Annotated in this window: 13 protein-coding genes; 2 read left to right on the forward strand and 11 right to left on the reverse strand. The window is 71.6% G+C overall.

From position 1 onward, the window contains the following. Positions 1-54: 54 nt before the first annotated feature. The 8 genes from ACFC79_RS32955 to ACFC79_RS32990 all read right to left on the reverse strand — a co-directional run bounded on the left by ACFC79_RS32955 (position 55) and on the right by ACFC79_RS32990 (position 8,418). Positions 55-1,464: a cytochrome P450 gene (locus ACFC79_RS32955; RefSeq protein WP_376247940.1), complete on the reverse strand. Its 1,410-nt coding sequence runs from the start codon at positions 1,462-1,464 to the stop codon at positions 55-57. A 97-nt stretch (positions 1,465-1,561) separates the two neighbouring features. Then, positions 1,562-2,536 carry a nucleoside triphosphate pyrophosphohydrolase gene (locus ACFC79_RS32960; protein WP_376247942.1) on the reverse strand — a complete coding sequence of 325 codons (975 nt, stop codon included), beginning with the start codon at positions 2,534-2,536 and terminating at the stop codon, positions 1,562-1,564. 178 nt (positions 2,537-2,714) lie between these two features. After that, positions 2,715-3,659, reverse strand: coding sequence for a hypothetical protein (locus tag ACFC79_RS32965; protein ID WP_376247944.1), 945 nt, complete (start codon positions 3,657-3,659; stop codon positions 2,715-2,717). Positions 3,660-3,676: 17 nt separating this feature from the next. After that, a complete protein-coding gene (locus ACFC79_RS32970; RefSeq protein ID WP_376247947.1) occupies positions 3,677-5,506 on the reverse strand; it encodes an alpha/beta hydrolase in 1,830 nt (609 codons plus the stop codon). Positions 5,507-5,514: 8 nt separating this feature from the next. After that, positions 5,515-5,970, reverse strand: coding sequence for a hypothetical protein (locus tag ACFC79_RS32975; protein ID WP_376247950.1), 456 nt, complete (start codon positions 5,968-5,970; stop codon positions 5,515-5,517). Between the two features lie 224 nt (positions 5,971-6,194). After that, the gene (locus tag ACFC79_RS32980) at positions 6,195-6,851 is read right to left on the reverse strand and encodes a SurA N-terminal domain-containing protein (RefSeq protein ID WP_376247953.1); all 657 of its coding nucleotides are present in this window, start codon (positions 6,849-6,851) and stop codon (positions 6,195-6,197) included. Positions 6,852-7,024: 173 nt separating this feature from the next. Continuing rightward, entirely contained in the window at positions 7,025-7,432 is a 408-nt protein-coding gene (locus ACFC79_RS32985; protein WP_376247956.1) for a GtrA family protein, read from the reverse strand. After that, positions 7,429-8,418: a glycosyltransferase family 2 protein gene (locus tag ACFC79_RS32990; protein WP_376247958.1), complete on the reverse strand. Its 990-nt coding sequence runs from the start codon at positions 8,416-8,418 to the stop codon at positions 7,429-7,431. The genes ACFC79_RS32985 and ACFC79_RS32990 overlap by 4 nt, the downstream gene beginning before the upstream one ends. Before the next feature lie 123 nt (positions 8,419-8,541). Here ACFC79_RS32990 and ACFC79_RS32995 point away from each other — a divergent pair, with 123 nt between their 5' ends. Next, positions 8,542-11,061, forward strand: a complete 2,520-nt coding sequence (locus ACFC79_RS32995; RefSeq protein WP_376247961.1) for a YfhO family protein — start codon at positions 8,542-8,544, stop codon at positions 11,059-11,061. Positions 11,062-11,347: 286 nt separating this feature from the next. Here ACFC79_RS32995 and ACFC79_RS33000 read toward each other — a convergent pair whose 3' ends face one another. The 3 genes from ACFC79_RS33000 to ACFC79_RS33010 all read right to left on the reverse strand — a co-directional run bounded on the left by ACFC79_RS33000 (position 11,348) and on the right by ACFC79_RS33010 (position 15,915). After that, entirely contained in the window at positions 11,348-12,898 is a 1,551-nt protein-coding gene (locus tag ACFC79_RS33000; RefSeq protein WP_376247964.1) for a protein kinase, read from the reverse strand. Next, positions 12,895-13,572 carry a hypothetical protein gene (locus ACFC79_RS33005; RefSeq protein WP_376247967.1) on the reverse strand — a complete coding sequence of 226 codons (678 nt, stop codon included), beginning with the start codon at positions 13,570-13,572 and terminating at the stop codon, positions 12,895-12,897. The genes ACFC79_RS33000 and ACFC79_RS33005 overlap by 4 nt, the downstream gene beginning before the upstream one ends. Positions 13,573-13,695: 123 nt before the next feature. Then, positions 13,696-15,915, reverse strand: coding sequence for an N-6 DNA methylase (locus ACFC79_RS33010; RefSeq protein WP_376247970.1), 2,220 nt, complete (start codon positions 15,913-15,915; stop codon positions 13,696-13,698). A gap of 177 nt (positions 15,916-16,092) precedes the next feature. Here ACFC79_RS33010 and ACFC79_RS33015 point away from each other — a divergent pair, with 177 nt between their 5' ends. Beyond that, positions 16,093-16,890, forward strand: coding sequence for a hypothetical protein (locus tag ACFC79_RS33015; protein WP_376247973.1), 798 nt, complete (start codon positions 16,093-16,095; stop codon positions 16,888-16,890). Positions 16,891-16,947: the final 57 nt, after the last annotated feature.

Here is a 16,947-nt window from a genome sequence, read left to right on the forward strand (position 1 = left end):
CTAGCCGGACCCGAACGCGTGTCACAAGTCGATGCAGCACGGATCACGTCAAAGTCACAGAGCTGACGTGGCGTCAGTTTTGACTGTTCCGGGGCGGGGTGTGAACTCCACGGGCAGGGTGCGCAGTCCGCGCATGATGAGCCCTCCACGCCACCGCATATCGGCGGGTTCCACCGCGAGTCGCAGGTCCGGAAGGCGGGTCAGCAGCGTGGCCAGTGCGGTCCGTCCCTCCAGCCGGGCGAGCGGCGCGCCCAGGCAGTAGTGGATGCCGTGCCCGTATCCGAGGTGCTGATTGTCACGTCGCGCGAGGTCGAGCGTGTCGGGCTCGTCGAAGCGCGCCGGGTCGCGGTCGGCGGCGGCGAGGACGACGAGGACCGGGTCCCCGGTCGCGATGTCCCGGCCGCCGAGCGTCAGCGGCTCGGTGGCGAACCGCCAGGTCGCCAGCTCCACCGGTCCGTCGTACCGCAGCAGCTCCTCGATCCCGGTTTCCAGCAGCCCGCCCTCGCCCGCGTCGAGGGAGTGTTGCAGCCGTGCCCGCTGTACGGGGTTGCGCAGCAGCGCGTACACCCCGTTGCCGATCAGGTTGACCGTCGTCTCGAACCCGGCGAAGAGAAGGATGAAGGCCATGGCCGCCGCCTCGTTCTCGGTGAGGTGCTCGCCGTGGTCGCTCGCCCTGATCAGTCCGGAGATCAGGTCGTCCGCCCCGTCCTCCCGCAGGCCCTCCCGCTTGCGGTGGATCAGTTCGGCGAGGTAGCCGCGCATCTTCTTCACCGACCTGGCGACCCCGCCGCGCGGGCCGCCGCCGTGCCGGATCATCATGCCCGCCCAGTCCCGGAAGTCGTCCTGATCCTCGCGCGGCACCCCCAGCAGGTCGCAGATGGCGTAGATGGGGAGCGGGAACGCGAAGTCGTGGATGAGGTCGGCCCGCCCCTCGGCGGCGAAACGGTCGATGAGCCGGTCCGTCAGTTCCTGTACGCGCGGCGCGAACTCGGCGACCCGGCGCGGGGTGAACGCCTTGGACACGAGTCGGCGCAGCCGGGTGTGGTCGGGCGGGTCGATGTTCAGCAGGTGCGTCATCAGCTCCGCCTTGCGCTCGCCGGGAATGCCGGTCTTCCCCTTGGCGTGTGCCGGTTCGGCGTGGTGGGCCGGGTTCTTGGAGAGCCGGGTGTCGGCGAGTGCCTGCCGGGCGTCCGCGTACCGGGTCACCAGCCATGCCTCGACGCCGCTGGGCAGCGCGGTGCGGTGCACGGGGCTGTGCTCGCGCAGCCAGGCGTAGGCCGGGTACGGGTCGGTGGCGAACTCCCAGGTGAACAGTTCGGGGGCACCGGCGGGGCGGTCGGCGGGGCCGTGCTCGGGACGGTCCGCAGGCCGGTCGGCAGGGCGGTGCTCGGGACGGTCCGCGGGCCGGTCGGCAGGGCGGTGCTCGGGATGGTGCTCGGGATGGTCGGCGGGGCTGTGGTTCACCCCCCGACGTTATCCGCCGCCGTCCGGGGCCCGTCCGCGCGGTGCCGCCCGGTCCCCGGCCAGGGCCCGGGCGGGGCCGCCGGTACTGTTCCGGGTGTCAGCCGACGCCTTCGACGGCGCGGATGGCGTCCCGGTAGGCGCGGCCGGCGGCCCGCAGCGCGGCCTCGGGGTCCACGCCGTCCCGTTCGGCGCGCACGGCGAGGGCGAGGAGTTCGTAGCCGACGCCCTCGCCCGCGGGCAGCGGCACGTCGAGCCCGGCGGTGCGGACCCGGGAGGCGAGTTTCGCCCCGAGCGCCAGTCCGGGCTGGCCGACCGGCACCCCGTCGGTGACCGACGCACGCCGCTTCTCCACGGCCTTCGTCCGCAGCCAGTGCTCGCGCACGTCCTCGGCGGTCTCGGCGGTCTCGTCGCCGAAGACGTGCGGATGGCGGTGGATGAGCTTCTCGACGATGGTCGCGGCCACGTCGTCCACGGAGAACGGCTCCTCCCCGTCCTCGGGGCGGCCCTCCTCGGCGATCCGGGCGTGGAAGACGACCTGGAGGAGCACGTCCCCCAGTTCCTCGCGCAGTTCCTCGCGGTCGCCGTCCTCGATCGCCTCGACGAGTTCGTACGCCTCCTCGACGGCGTACTTGGCGAGGCCCTCGTGGGTCTTCTGCGAGGTCCACGGGCATTCCCGGCGGATCCGGTCCATGACCTGGACCAGGTCGAGGAGCCGGGCGCCGGGCAGGTCGTAGGAGCCGGGCAGCAGTTCCAGGTCCGGCATGTCCACCCGGCCGGAACCGGCGAGCCGGGCGAGCCCGTCCGTCAGCGGCCGGTTCCCCTCGCCGCCGGTGAGGAGGACCACGGTCCGGCCGCCGGCGCAGGCGTCGACGAGTTCCTGCGCGTCGAGCACGGCATGCTCGACGGCGACGCCCGCCTCGCGCAGATAGGGCAGCTGCGGATTGTCCGGCTCGGCGCAGAGCACCCGGTCCGCGGCGTGCAGCGCCTGCCAGGCGGGCCAGGACAACAGCCCGGGCGCCACTCGGTGGCTGGCGGTGAGCAGGACGATACGGCCGACGTCTTCAGCGTTCACCGTTCGAATCTACCTCCGGCCGCCCGGGCCTCGTTCCCATGGACCTCGCACGGCAGCGGCCCGGACTGCGCACATCGGTGCGCCCGGCACCGGTCGTAGCACTGCGCGTACGGCCCTGTGACCGGGCAGGTCCACCCGACGGGTGTTCCACACCGGGCGACCCCTGCCGGTTGCGGCACTATCCGTCCACGGACGCCGGGCCGACCGGCGTCGTCACAGCAACCCGCACCGCGCCGGTGGCCGAGAGAGCGAGCTGCACGACCGCGCCCTCCCGGGGGTGGATCGCGATGACGGCGGGGACGCCCACACCCATCGGTACATGGCGTACGGCCCAGCCCGCGTCCCCGAGGCGAGCCCGAGCGCGGGCCAGCGCCTGAACGGCCCCGGCCTCCGGCATCGGCCGGGTCGACCAGGTGTGATGGACCGAGACTCCGGACCCGTCCCGGACGATGCCAAGGCCCTCCCCCGGTTGTGTGGGGGCCGATCCGGCCCGCAGAACGTCGTAGATCCGGCTGGAGAGGTCGAGGGCACGACGCGTACCGGGATCACCGGGTTGCGGGGTCTCCGGCTGCGGGGCTTCCAGCGCGGCGGGATCGGCCGCGGTCGCCGTCGAGGACTTTCCCGCCGGGAGAAAACAGGGGGACCGCACCTTGAGGGTGGCAATTCCCTCGCCCTTGGCACGGTCCAGAACACCGGTGATGCCTTCCATCCAGAAGTCATCGTGGTCGGTACGCATACTGACCCAGGGGTAAGGGCCGGACATATCCTTCTTGTCCGATGAATTGAATCTGTATCCCTGCTTCAGCCAGGCATCCCGTGCCTGCAGCACGAGGTTCCTGGCCTCGCTCCCCGGAACACCGGTCAGCTTGTAGAAGAGGGTCACCTGCCGTCGATCGTCGGGGCCGTGGTCGTCCCTGGCGATGCAGGGGCCGACGGTCTCGGGACCCGTACGCTCCAGTGTCGGCTTGGGGGACATGCCGTCCACCGCCTGATGGATGATTTCCTCTGCCCGGTCGATCGCCTGCTGCTCGTCCATGGTGACCTGTTTCGGTTCCTCTCCGCTGTCTTCGTGTGCACCGCATGCAGCCACCAGGACCGTCATGGCCGTCAACGCGGCAGCCATGACTGCCTTCCGAGGGTTCACGGCTGTCCTCCGGTGACGATCTTCGCCAGGCTGTTGAGGGGGTCGTCGTCCCAGTACTGGGAATGCGCGGGCATCGTCTCGCCGTCCGAGCCCGGAAACTTGCCGGCCGGGACGTCGAAGACCGTGCCACCGAAGTCGTCGGAAACCGGGTCGGTTCCGTGAACGATCGAGTGATCGTCGAACAGCCTCATGTACGCCTTCGGGTTGAGGGGGGCCAAGGGACCCGCTGGGGGCGGAGCAAGGTTGATCAGGTCGTTCTTGGCCGTGGCCGCAAAGACACGGTCCGGTGGGATGTTCAGGTCCTTTGCGTGATCCACACCCACACCCGGGCTGCCCACCATGATCGCGTTGTCGACGGGGAGGTCCGGGTGGGAACTCATCGTCTGGCCCGCCACCAGGGACCCGTAGCTGTGCCCCAGCAGCGTCTGGTTCACGTCGCGATGGTTCGCCTCCTCGATGCCCTGTAGGAAGTTGCCCAGCGGCTCCTCGGCCTTGTCGGCCCACTTCGTCTCCGTGGCATCGGTCCAGATGCCCTGCGGGGCGTCGTAACCGAGCCACACGATCGAGGCTGTCTCCCGAGAGCCGTCGACGGCTGCCGCCTGCGCCTGGAGAAGCTGAGCCCTGTTGATGTCCCCATCGATGGACCCCAGCCTGGCGAACGTTCCGGGCACGTAGGTCACCACGTTGTCCGCGGTGTCGGGGTTTCCGATGGAAACGATGGCGCGCCCCATGTCCTTGCTGTCGAATCCGAGCAGGTAGGGGCGGGTGGTCTCGTCCGTATAGCTGTCGAAGCGCCTCTGGATGTCGTCGATGCCGTTGAGGCAGCTCTCGAACTCCTGCTTCTTCTCGTCCCACTCCTTCCATTCCTCGGTCGTACCCGTCGCGCTCGTGAGCTCCTCACCGGTCAACGGGTCGAAGAAGGGCTCGTCGTGCCGGGGCTCCTTCTTGAGCCAGGCCTCGTACTCCATCTGCTTGGCGGCACACTGTTCCGCGAGCACGAGACGGTTCGCGTCGTCGCGCACGTCGGAGGGCAGGCCGTCGAGCGCTCCGATGCTCGCGGGGTGCATGGCGACGTAGGCCGCCCGCTGCTCGTCGGAGAGGCCCTTCCACCAGTTGGCGTTGTCCTGGGGCCAGTCGTTCTTCGGCGGCGGCTCGATCGTGTCGAGGTAGGCGTCCGCAGCGCCGCGGACCCCGCCCGTGTCGGACGTCACGTCCGCCCAGTCCTGCGCGGAGACCGTCAGGTCGTCATCGGCCTTCAGCGCGCGTAGTTTCGGGGCCCACTTGGCGTCGGCCTCCGTGGCTTCCTCAAGTGCGTCGGCGATCCGGTTCGCGTACCCCGTCGCCTTGCCGTAGTGGGGGTTCGGGTGGATGTTCATGGCCTGGCGTTCCACGGCGTCGGACGTCCCGGTTCCTCCGGCGTTCCCGGTCACCGTGCCGCCTTCGGCCGTCTTCTCCTCGCCGGGCCTCCTGCCCGCCGGGAACATGACCGAGCCGTCCGGGTTCACCGTGCAGCCGTCGGCGGCCGCGTCCTCGCACGCGCTGAGCAGCTTTCGCCTGGCTGCCGCCATGTCGAAGGCGAAGCCGTTGAGGGCCGTGCTGATCACGCCGCACTCGGTCTGTGTGTAATGGAAGTTCTTCGCCAGGGCTCGGAGCTGTGCCTGCGATGCCTGCGCCGCCTCGCCCTCCAGGCTCTTGCGCATCCCGGTGGCGACGGCGTTCTCGATATGGTCCTTGGCCGCCTGCGCCGACCGGCTCATGGCGCGGTACGCGTCGGCGGCCTCCTCGAATCGGACCGGTTCGAGGGCCTTGAGCGTGCGGAAGTCCATGTCCGCCGTCACCGGCCCGTGGGCCGGCCGCCGACAGGTGCCGTGTCCGCGTATTTCCTTCTCATCCTGTCGATCTCGGCCCTGACCGCTTCATCGGTCTTCAGCTGGTCGTTGCCCACCTGTTCCAAGAGTCGTTGCAGGGAGCCGCACCGCTCGCTGATGCCTTCGGCGTACTTCTTCCAGGAGTCGTACACCTCCTTCTGTGCCGCCGCGCTCAGACAATCCGCCACCCGGCCGATCCCGGCCTGACCGTCCGCCAGTTCGGTCAACGCGGTACCGACGCCTTTACATAAGGAACCGATCCCTTCGCCCGCGGTGAGCCATGCCTTCTTGCTGGACTTCAGTCCGCCGGTGACGGTGCCGGTCGAGGCGCCCGGATCAGCCGGTACATGATTCAACTGCATTGTCACTGCTTGCCGATGGGTCACATCGGCCTTGATCTGCTCCCACTCGTCCCATGCCATGGGTGGCCCCTCCCGTTCACTTCCACGAATCGCGCCGGACCGAGGAGACTACCTTGCACAGGCAAATGCCTGGGGAGCACGGAGCGTCGGGAACGGCGGCGGGGACGGCGGGGAGCCGAGACGGGAAGGAGGGCAGGAAAGAGGGGGCGGTCGGCTGTACGGCGTCCGACGGATCATCCCTGGGCGGACCCCGCCGCCGTGCGCACCGCCCCCGGCGGGCGCGGCTACGCCCCGGCCTCCGGCCCCGCTCCGGCGGGCTTGGTGACCTGGGAGATCCACGGAGCCTGGTAGCCCGCGAGCTGGGTCTGCTCGTCGTTCCAGGTGCCGTAGCGCGGGTTCACGTCGACCTTCAGTGCCTTCGACGCCTTGCTCAGGGCCGCGCCGACGGCCTGCTGTCCCTCGGGCTGCCGCAGGTCGGCGCCGAGCGCCTCGGCCAGCTTCGTCAGCTGGACCTGCTCGCGCAGCACGGCGTCGATCTGGTCGGGCGCGACCCAGCTCTGCTGGAGCATCGCCGTCCGCAGTCGTTCCTCTCCCCCGGACTGGGCGACCGCCGCCTTGCGCATCTGCTGGATCTCGTTGCGGTTGACGGTCACACCGGCGTCCTGTGTCGCCCGGTCCAGGACCTTGTCGAAGATCAGCCCGTGCAGCTTGGCGCGGCCGAGCTGTCCGGAGTTGTCGATGAGCTGGTCGGCGCCTTGGGCGTCGCGCTGGGCGTCGCGCACCGCCGCCACCTGGCCCTGGAGGGTGGACACCTCGATCCGGTCACCGCCGACGAGGGCCGCGGCGCCCGGATGGGCCTCGCTGCCGCAGGCGGTGAGGAGCGGGGCGCCGGCCAGCAGGGCGGCGGAGACGATGAACGCGGTGCGACGGCGGCGGTGCAAAGGAACCTCCCGGGGAGACTTTGTGCATCAGTGCACAAGACCTTGCGGTGATCGATGGTAGGCAGTGGACGGCATCGGGGCCACTGGTTCGACCAACGATTCGGGAGGAGTTGGGGATGTGGGCCCCGCGCGGCGCCCGTCGCGGTCCGTCGGCGCCCGCCCGCGCCGCGGGGTCAGGGCACACGTTCGGCCACCGCGGGGGCCCGGTGGGCGTCCGGGCGCAGCATGATCGCGCGCGAGACGACGAAGGTGATCGGGATGGCGGCGGCCGCCGCGACCGGCGGCGCGTACCGGCTGCCGAGCCCGGCGACGTCGACCAGCAGGTACACCCCGCCGGTCGTGATGACGAAGTTGGCCGCGTTGGTGAGCGGGAAGAGCAGGAACTTCCGCCAGGTGGGCCGGGTCCGGTAGGTGAACCGGCAGTTGAGGAAGAAGGAACCGGTCATGCTCAGCGCGAAGGCGGCCACATGGGCCGCGATGTACGGCAGCGGGTTCAGCAGGAGCAGGTAACAGCCATAGTACGTAGCGGTGTTCACGACACCGACGACGGCGAAGCGCACCATCTGCGCGGTGACCGTCATCGGCGTGCGAGCTCCCGACGCCCCGGTGCCGACGAGGTTCCCGACGTGCGTTCCGAGGGGCGTGCCGTCGTGGCGTCGGTGGCCTTCACCAGGAAGTGCGGGCGCCGCTTCACCTCGTAGTAGATGCGGCCGACGTACTCGCCGACCACGCCGAGCATCACCATCTGGACGCCGGCAAGGGCGGTGACCACCACGATGAGCGTGACGTATCCGGGGGTGTCGACCCCGCGCACCAGTGCCACGCCGACGATCCACGCCGCGTAGGCGAAGGCGACGGACATCAGCAGCATGCCCAGGTAGAGCGCTGCCCGCAGGGGTTTGTTGTTGAAGGAGAGCAACCCGTCCAGGCCGTAGTTGAGCAGCTTCCCGAAGGTCCAGGCGGAACGGCCCTGTTCGCGTACGGCGTTCTCGTAGCCGAACGTGGTGGTGCGGAAACCCACCCAGGCGAAGAGGCCCTTGGAGAAGCGGTTGCACTCGGTGAGTTCGAGCACGGCGTCGACGGTGCGGCGCGACAGCAGCCGGAAGTCGCCGACCCCGTCCACGAGTTCCACGTCGACCATGCGGTTGATCAGCCAGTAGTAGGCGCGCGCGGTGACGGTGCGGGTGACCCGGTCGCCCGCGCGCGTGCGGCGGGCTATCACCTGGTCGTAGCCGTTCGCGTGCTCCCGGAGCATCCGGCCCACGAGTTCCGGCGGATGCTGGAGGTCGGCGTCCATGATGACGACCGCGTCGCCCTCGGCGTGCTGGAGACCGGCCAGCATGGCCGCCTCCTTGCCGAAATTGCGGCTGAAGGAGACGTAACGGGCCCGCGGATCGGTGGCGGCCAGCTCCTGGAGGATCGCCAGGGTCCGATCGGCGCTGCCGTCGTCGACGTACACCAGCTGGAAGTCGTGTCCCAACCGGTTCATTTCGTCCGTGACGCGCTCGTGGAAGCGCGCCAGGATCTCTTCCTCGTTGAAACAAGGCACCACCAGCGAGATCAGCACTCCTCCACACGAACCCGGCCACATGTCGGAAGCCGGCGATCCGAATGACCGATGAACGTCCATCAAGTGAACTGGCCCATTTCGCAACGGGATTGGACGTTCGAGGCTGGCATATTCCTGCGTATGCCGACTTCTCGCCCTCGCCTGCGCGCGGGCTCGCTCGCCGCGCTGCTCACCGTCGCCGCCGTGTGCGCGGGCGACGCCGCGGCGCGCAGTTTCCCGTTCGGGTCGCGCACCCGCAGCATCAACGACCTGGGCAACCAGTTCGTGCCGTTTCACGCGAGACTGTGGGACCTGCTGCACAAAAACGCCGACGGCGGGGTGCTGTTCAACTGGTCGTCGGGGTTCGGAACGAGCTTCCTGCCGGATCTCGGCACCTATCTGACCAGCCCGTTCGCCCTGCTCGTCGGCGTCTTCCCGCGCGAGAGGATCGATCTCGCGGTCTATGTGGTCACCGTGCTGAAGATGGCGTCGGCCGCGGCGGTGATGGCCGTGCTGCTGCCGACGCTGCGCGGCGGGAAGTGGTGGGCGGCGGGGGTGCTGGGCGGTTCGTACGCGCTGTGCGGCTGGTCGGTCGTCGAGGCCTCGTACAACCCGATGTGGCTGGACGGCCTGATCGCGCTGCCGCTGCTCTGCCTGGCCGGTGAGTGGGCCCGGACCGGGCGGCACCGGGTCGCCGCGCCGCTGCTAGTCGCGCTGGCGTGGGCGGCGAACTTCTACACCGCCTACATGGCGACGCTCGGGGCTGCGCTGGTGCTCGCGGTACGAATGTTCACCGAGCGGGCGGAGCGGCCGGAGGTGCTGCGGGGGCTGGGACGGGCGGCGGCGACGGTGGTGCTGGGCGTCGGGATCGCGGCCCCGGTGCTGCTCCCGGTGTACCTGGGCACGAAGCACGCGTACCCGGGGTGGACCCGTTCGTTCGGGCCCGCCGCCTGGACGGACGTCTTCGCCCGGCTGCTGCCCGCCACGTACAGCTTCTTCACCCCGGCGCTGTTCCTCGGCACCGGCACTCTGCTGCTGGCGGCGGCCCTCGCCTTCCAGCGGTCCGTGCCCCGGCGCGAGCGGTGGGTGTGGCCGGGGCTGGTGGTCGGGGTCGCGCTGTCGTTGCAGTGGGAGCCGACCCATCTGCTCTGGCACGCGTTCGCCACCCCCAACGGCAGTCCGTACCGGCAGACGTTCGTGCTGGCCGGGATCGTCGTGATCGCCGCCTGGATCTCGGTGGCGCACGCGTGGCCGGACCGGCGGGCGCTGCTGGGCGGGGCCGTGGTGGTGGGGCTGGTGGCGGCCGGGGCGGGCTTCAGCGACCTGGTCACGCCGTGGACGTATCCGCTGTTCGCGGCGGGTCTGGTGGCGAGCGTCGCGGCGCTGGCCGTGGTCACGAAGGGGCGGAGGTTCGCGGTGCTGGCCGCGGTGCTGCTGATCGGCGCGCAGGCGGGTCAGGCCGCCGCGACCACCGCGTACGGCGACTTGCAGAAGCGGCGCCGGCTCGACCACTACGCGCCCTGGGGCGCGCGGCAGCGGGACCAGGCGGCGGCCGTCGCGAAAGCCGACGGCTGGCCGCGCCACCGCACCGACCCGGGCCGCCTCCAGGCCACCGGCAACGACCCGCTGCTGGTGGGCGGCCAGGGCGGCGGCTACTACAGCAGTCACACGCCCGCCGTGCTGACCCGCACGCTGCGCTCGCTCGGCGGCGGCTGGACGTCGAACGGCCGGTCCCTTCAGAGCCTGGACAACCCCGTCACCGACGCGATCTTCTCCGTCGGCGCCCGGCTGCGCAGCACCCGCGTCCCGGGGCGGAGCGTGGACGCCCCGGACGGCTGGACGGTGACGACGCGCCACGCCGACGTGCCGCCGCTGGTGACGGTGCGGCGACCGGGCGGCCCCGCGGTGTACGGCCGTTCCCCCTTCCGCAACCAGGAGAAACTGCTCGGCGCCGCCGTGTACACGGTGCCCCGGACAGAGCTGCGCACGGCGGCCGGGACGGCGGTGCCGACGCCGGGCCGGGGCGGGACCGACTACCGGGTGGGAAGCGGCGGGTACACCCTGACCGCGACCTGCCCGGCGCGCTCGGAGGTGTATCTGTGGGCGCCGGACCTGTACGGCTCGGCGCGCCTCGGCGGGTCCGGAGCGGAGATCGCGTTCAAGGGTCGGCTCCCGGCCCGGCGTGCGGCGGTGGAACGTCTGGGGACGATCGGTGGCGGCTCCTCGGCACGGAACGCCCCGGCCTCCGCGTGGATCGCCCTGACCTCCGTCGGCGAGGGCACCGTGCCGGTGGACGCGGTCGGCTGCCTGGACCGGACGCGCCTTGCCTCGGCCGTCGACGGCCTGAAGCGCACCGGGGCGACGGCCGTGCACATCACCGGGCACGGCATCCGGGCCGTGCTGCCGCCCGGCAGCACCGGGACGGCCGTGATCGCGGTGCCCCGGATCGCGGGCTGGAGCTGCCAGGGGCGGCCCGCCGACACCCGCCTGGGGTTGCTCGCCACGCCGGTGCCGCCGCACGGCGGGGCCGTCGACTGCGTGTTCCGGCCGCCGGGCCTGCGCGCGGGCGGGGCTGCGGGGGTGGGCGCGGTGCTCGTGCTGGTGGCGGTGACGGGATGGGGGGCGCATCGGCGGAACCGGGCCGTACCGGTGCGGGCCTGACCGGGGAGAGGAGTGAGGCCGACGGGGCGAGCGGGATCGTCAGCAGCCCCGGCGGCTGAATCGCACGATGTCATGTCGAGGACGGCCGATGTTCACGGTTGGCGGGTTCCGGAGCAATCCCTTGCGGAAATTTGGCGTGTCCATTACCTATTCGCCCGCCCCTTCTTTGGCCCGGCCCTTTCTTTGGCCCGGCCCCGACCGTTTCCGACGGGCCCCGGCGGCACTGCACGTCGGCCTCAGGCGGCGTCGGCCGTACCGACGGCCTCGCCCGGTCGCCGTATCCGCGTCAGCCTCGGCGCGGCTCCGCCTGCCGGTCGAGCCGCCGACGCAGCTCCACGGGGAGTGGATGGTGCGGCCCGTACGCCCGCTCGGCGTCGTGGAACAGCCCCTGGAACTGCACGCGCGCGCCCGTGTGGTCGCCGAGGGCGAGCAGCAGATGCCCGATGCGGTCGCGGATCTCGAACGAGCGGGCCGGGTCGTCGCCCGCGGCACGTCGGCTCTCGTGGTACGGCAGAACCGCGCGGTACTCGGCGAGCGCGGCGGCCGGCTCGCCGAGCTGCTCCAGGCACTGGGCCGCGTCGTGGCGGAACTGGAGCACCTGCGGGTCGGCCGGACCGGCCTGCGCCGCCCGGTCGTCCACGAGGCGGCGCAGCTCGGGCAGAGCGTGGCGGTACTGGCCGTCGTCCATGAGTGTCGCCGCGTACTGCTTGCGCAGGATGCGGACCACGGCGGAGTCCGCGCCGTGCTGTTCGGCCGCGATCGGGAGGATGGCCCCGAGAACCTCCACGGCCTGGGTGACGTGTCCCTCCCCGAGCAGGCGCTTGACGTCGTCGACGGCGGCGGCGACATCGGGCCGGGCGGGCGCCGGACCGGACGGCGCTGCCGACGGGGGCGGGGGCGCCGACGATGCGGTGGACCGGTCGGGCCACGGGGCGTGCGGGCGCAGGAAGGGACGGGTGGGGTCGAGGGGGCCCGTGAGCAGCCCGGCGTCCCGGGCGGGGAGCAGGGGCGCGAGGTACGCGTACACCTCCTGGGCATCGGCCGGGCGGTGCTGCGGGTCCTTGGCCAGCAGTCGCAGCACCAGCGCTTCGAGCGGCTCGGGGACGTCGGGCCGCACGCGCCGGACCGGGGGCGGCGGTTCGTGGAGATGGCGGTGCAGCACGCCCAGCGCGGTCGTTCCCGCGAACGGCACCTCACCGCTGAGGAGTTCGTGGAGCAGCACGCCGAGTGCGTACAGATCGGTGTACGGGCCGACGGCTCCGCCCATCGCCTGTTCGGGGGCCATGTAGGCCGGGGAGCCGATCGGTGAGCCGGTGTGGGTGAGACGGGTGGTGTCGGTGTCCAGGACGGAGGCGACGCCGAGATCGAGGACGATGACGCTGCCGTCGGGGCGCACGATCACGTTGCGGGGCTTGAGGTCGCGGTGGACGATCGGCACCGCGTGCACGGCGCACAGGACGGCGCACAACTGAGCGGCCACGGACACGGACCACTGCCAGGGGTAGGGGTCGTGCTCGGCGAGGTGGTCGGCGAGGTCGGCACCCTCGACATGCTGCATGACGAGGTACAGGTCGTCCTCGTCACTGCCCGCGTCGTGGACGGTGACCAGGCCGGGGTGGTCGACCTGCGCGGTGACCCGGCACTCCCGGACGAAGCGGCGGCGCAGTTCGTCCGCTGCCTCGGCGCCCGCGGATCCGATGACCCGGTCGGGTCGGAGCAGCTTCACCGCGACACGACGGTCCAGACGCTGATCGAAAGCCGTCCACACCTGGCCCATGCCGCCCTGGCCGAGGATCGTCGCCAATCGGTACCGCCCGCCGATGACCCGCCCGCTCACCGGCCCTCCTCCTTGCGGAGGTAGACGCTCAACTCGTCGAGTTCGGCGCGGACCTGCTCGATGCGCTGCGGCGGGGACGGGCGCTGGGACTGGGGCGGCTGGGACGGAGACTGGGCCCGGGGCTGTGGCCACTGCTCCGGCCGGGGCTCCTGCCCGGAAGGGGGCACGGCGGGCGGCCGGACGGCGGGCCCCCCACCCGTCCGCACCGGACCGTACGGCGGTGGCTGCGGCATGGGCGCCGGACCGAACGTCGGAGCGGGCATCGGCAGCGTGGTCGCGTACCCGTGTCCTGCGTGCCATGACGGATGCCCGACCACGAGGTGCGGCGGCGCGAGCCGTCCGTGGTGGCGGACGTCCCCGACGAAGTAGTACGCGAGCGAGCCCGCCATCGTGAACAGCAACAGGGTGATGAGGACGCCGTCGAGGGTGGTGGGCTCGTCGTCCCCGTCCCTGCCGAGGATCGGCAGCAGTACGCAGACGAATGCGAATCCGGCCCCGGCAAGCCACCAGTCGAGGGCGCGGCGGCGCACGATCGCGAGACGGAGCAGCGGGCTCCACAGCAGCAGTCCGAGCGAGCCCACAGAGAGCACGGTGAACAGCACGCGCATCGACACGATCCACGCCCGGCCCGGAACCCGGCGCGGCGGCGTCGGTGGATGTTCCGGGGCGTGCATGGCTGCTCCTGAGGACCTGATCGTCGATTACGTCTGCGTGCACGCGTGCACGCACGGGATACGAGCGTAAAGGGCGACGAGAACGGCCCGCCCCGGGTTGTACGGAACGGCTTGTGCCTCAGGTCACTGCGGGCGGTCGGCATCGGGCCGCTCCGGCCGGACCGTGCCGTCCGTCAGCCCGTCGTACATGCCCTGGACCAGTTGTCCGCCGAGTCGGCCGACCAGCCGGAGCGCGTCCTCGAACGCGGCGAGGGCCCGGAACCGCTCCCCGTGGCGCCGCTGTTCCGCCAGGGGCAGGCGGGGGATCCGAAGGCGGCGGGCGTCCAGTCTGGTCGCGGTGGAGGCGTGACTGCTGGCCCGGCGGTTGTTGGCGGTGCCGCGCAGGAACCCGGCGAGGAACCAGGGGTCGAGGGCGGCCGGATCGGGGCGCAGGAGCTGAAGGTTGCGGCCGAGCGCGGCGCCCGCGGTCGCCTCGTCGACGACGCGGGCGACGGAGCCGCCGCCGAGCACGGGAACGACGACATCGCCCGGCTCGACCAGAACCGGCTCCTCCGGGGGGCCGTCGGCGGGCAGGCTGCCTGAGGGCGCGGTGGAACCGAGGACGTCATGCTCCGTGAGAACCCGGGCCGTGCCGGTGCCGGAGCCACCGGTACGGAACTGGAGCGCACCGGCGCGGGCGAGTTCACCGATGGTGGTGAGGGGCCGGCGGGCCGGGTCGGCGCAGGACGCGGCCGAGGGGGTGAGCGTGCCGACGAGACCGAGTGTCTCGGTGAGACGTCGCCGCACCTCGGCCAGTTCGGCGGGCCCACTCGCAGCGGCGGAGGACGGCAGATGACGGGCGGGGGCCAGGTCCACGTCGTCGTCGAGGAGTTCGATGACGGGGACGGCGCGGCCCATGTCCCGGCCGCTCTCGCCGAGGCCGTCCCCGACCGCGTGGACGGCTCCCTCCGCACCCGCGCCCGAGCCGGCGCCGCCCGTACCCGTACCCGTACCCGTACCCGTACCCGTACCAGCACCAGCACCAGCACCGTCGAACGATCGCCAGGCGTCCAGGACGGCACTGTGCACCGCCTGCCAGTCGATCCGCTCACGCCCGCCCGGCAGGGGGGCGGGCGCCTGGACGCCCGAGGGCGGTTCGGCGGGCTCGGTGGTGTCGACGAGCAGCAGCGCGGGCGAGAAGGGCGGGCCGCCGCCGGGCTTGCGGAGCACCCAGAGGTGGAGCGGGATGCCGTACGGGGGCGCGGCGCCCGCCGGGAGGGCGATGACGGCGCGCAGGGCGCCACGGCGCAGCAGGTCGGCGCGGATACGGCGGCCCGAGCGGCGCGAGGCGGCGGCCGGCGGCATCAGGAGCACGGCGGTCCCGCCCTCGCGCAGACGGGCCAGGGCGTGCTGGACCCAGGCGAGCTCGGACTCGGTGCGGGCCGGGAAGCCGTACTCCCAACGCGGGTCGTAGGCGAGTTCGTCATGGCCCCAGTTGCGTTCGTTGAACGGCGGGTGGCAGAGCACCGCGTCGGCGGCGAGTCCCGGGAAGGCGTCGGCACGCAGGCTGTCGCCGGTCCGCGCCGTGAGCGCGCGCCCGGGTTCGGCGTGCAGGGCCAGCCTCAGCGCGGTGAGCGCGGCGAGGCCGGAGTCGCTCTCCTGTGCGTACAGGCCCCCCGGACCGGCGACGGCGCGGAGCAGCGCGCCGGTGCCCGCGGCGGGATCGAGGACGGTGCGGGCGGGCTGCTGCTCGTCCACCGTCACCAGAGCGGCCATGAGGCGGGCGAGTCCGGGCGGGGTGAGTGTGTACTGACGTGGGTTCGCATCGAGTTGACGGCCGAGCAGGAACTCGAAGGTCTGCGGTGCCCCGCTCCCGGCGGCCATGTCCGCGACGCTCCGGAGCAGGGGGACGGACGGGAGGAGTTCGGCGCGCCCCGGGGTGTGAACGGCCCGCCCCACTTCCGCGGCCGACCCGAAACAGGCGGTGAGCGTGTCGTCGAGGACGAGGGACAGCACCCCGGCCATCGCCTCGTCCGGCACTCCACTGATCTCCCGCCAGGCGGCGGGGTCGTTCCGCAGGACCAGCAGGGCGCAGCCTGTGTGGACGAGGGCGGGGACGGGCCCGGCGGGGTGCCCGACGACTTGCTGCCAGACGCGTTCGCGCAGCGGAACCTCGGCGAGTTTGCCCTGGTCGCGCAGCCACCCCTCGACATCGGCGAGCGAGAAGGCGGGGCTCGTCTCGGTGCCTCCGACGGGCTTGGGGAAGTCGGCATGGCGGCGGCGCCAGTTGCTGACCGCAGCGCGTCCCACCCCTGCGAGCCGGGCGATTCCGGCTGCGGTCACCTCTGTCGAGTTCTCCGGCACTGACTGTCCTCCAGGTCCGTCCGCGCTGTGCCGGCGAGCATACCGATCTCCGACAGACCGCATCAGTTCACAGCGCAATTCACTCAACAACCAAGATGCCATGTTGACTCGGTTCACAAGCTCTGCTGTCATTGACGCGTCACCGTCACCCGATGGGCGTGCCCACGATGCGTCACCATGCGCACGCACCACCCGTTCCTGGAGTCGTCCGTCATGCGCCTGCTCGCCCGCACCACCGTCAACACCCTTTGCGCCGTGACCCTGTTGGGCCTGGCCGCCTGCGGGACCGGCACGTCCTCCGCGCCGAAGGCCGACTCCTCCGCCAAGGACGCCGGGCCCTTCGCGGGCATGTCGGGCCCCGAGATCGCCAACAAGGCCATCACGACCACGAAGAAGGCGAAGTCCATGACTGTCGCCGTCGACACGACGACGGACGAGGGCAAGGTCTCCGCCCACCTGGCCACCTCGACCTCCGGCAACTGCGCCGGAACCATGTCCATCGGGCCGGCCGGAACCATGGGAATCCGCAAGGTCGGTGACACCGTCTACACGCAGTTCGACGAGGCCCTGCTGCGCGAGCAGTCCAAGGGCGAGCCCGCCGAGGACGTCGACGCCGCGGTCGAGATGCTGGCGGGCCACTGGATGAAGTCGGCAGCCTCGGACCCCGACAGCAAGGACATGCTCGAACTCTGCGACCTGGGCACACTGCTGAAGGGCTTCGAGGCGAACGACAACGCGGCCCAAAGGGGCGGCGAGACCACCGTCGACGGCAAGCGCGCCCTGCGCCTCACCGAAAAGGACGGCGAGGACACTTACACCATGCTGGTGGCCACCGAGGGCGAGCCGTACATCCTCCAGCTCGACGCCAAGGGCAAGGACCCGATGACGATGAAGCTCTCCGAATTCGACAAGCCGCTGGTGGTCGAGGCACCGGCCGTCAAGGACATCGTCGACCCCGAGAAGCCGAACGGCTGACCCGGCGAAACGGCGAAACGGCCGGTGGGGCGGCGCGGCGGATGACACCGCCGCGCC

Origin of the sequence: Streptomyces sp. NPDC056061 (genome assembly GCF_042266885.1) — a bacterium.
Classification (GTDB): Bacteria; Actinomycetota; Actinomycetes; order Streptomycetales; family Streptomycetaceae; genus Streptomyces.

Excerpts from the sequence above, each read along its gene's own strand:
- ACFC79_RS32965 (WP_376247944.1), bottom strand. The coding sequence starts at position 3,659 with ATGGCTGCCGCGTTGACGGCCATGACGGTCCTGGTGGCTGCATGCGGT.
- ACFC79_RS32970 (WP_376247947.1), bottom strand. The coding sequence starts at position 5,506 with ATGGACTTCCGCACGCTCAAGGCCCTCGAACCGGTCCGATTCGAGGAG.
- ACFC79_RS32975 (WP_376247950.1), bottom strand. The coding sequence starts at position 5,970 with ATGGCATGGGACGAGTGGGAGCAGATCAAGGCCGATGTGACCCATCGG.
- ACFC79_RS32985 (WP_376247956.1), bottom strand. The coding sequence starts at position 7,432 with ATGACGGTCACCGCGCAGATGGTGCGCTTCGCCGTCGTCGGTGTCGTG.
- ACFC79_RS32995 (WP_376247961.1), top strand. The coding sequence starts at position 8,542 with ATGCCGACTTCTCGCCCTCGCCTGCGCGCGGGCTCGCTCGCCGCGCTG.
- ACFC79_RS33005 (WP_376247967.1), bottom strand. The coding sequence starts at position 13,572 with ATGCACGCCCCGGAACATCCACCGACGCCGCCGCGCCGGGTTCCGGGC.
- ACFC79_RS33015 (WP_376247973.1), top strand. The coding sequence starts at position 16,093 with ATGCGCACGCACCACCCGTTCCTGGAGTCGTCCGTCATGCGCCTGCTC.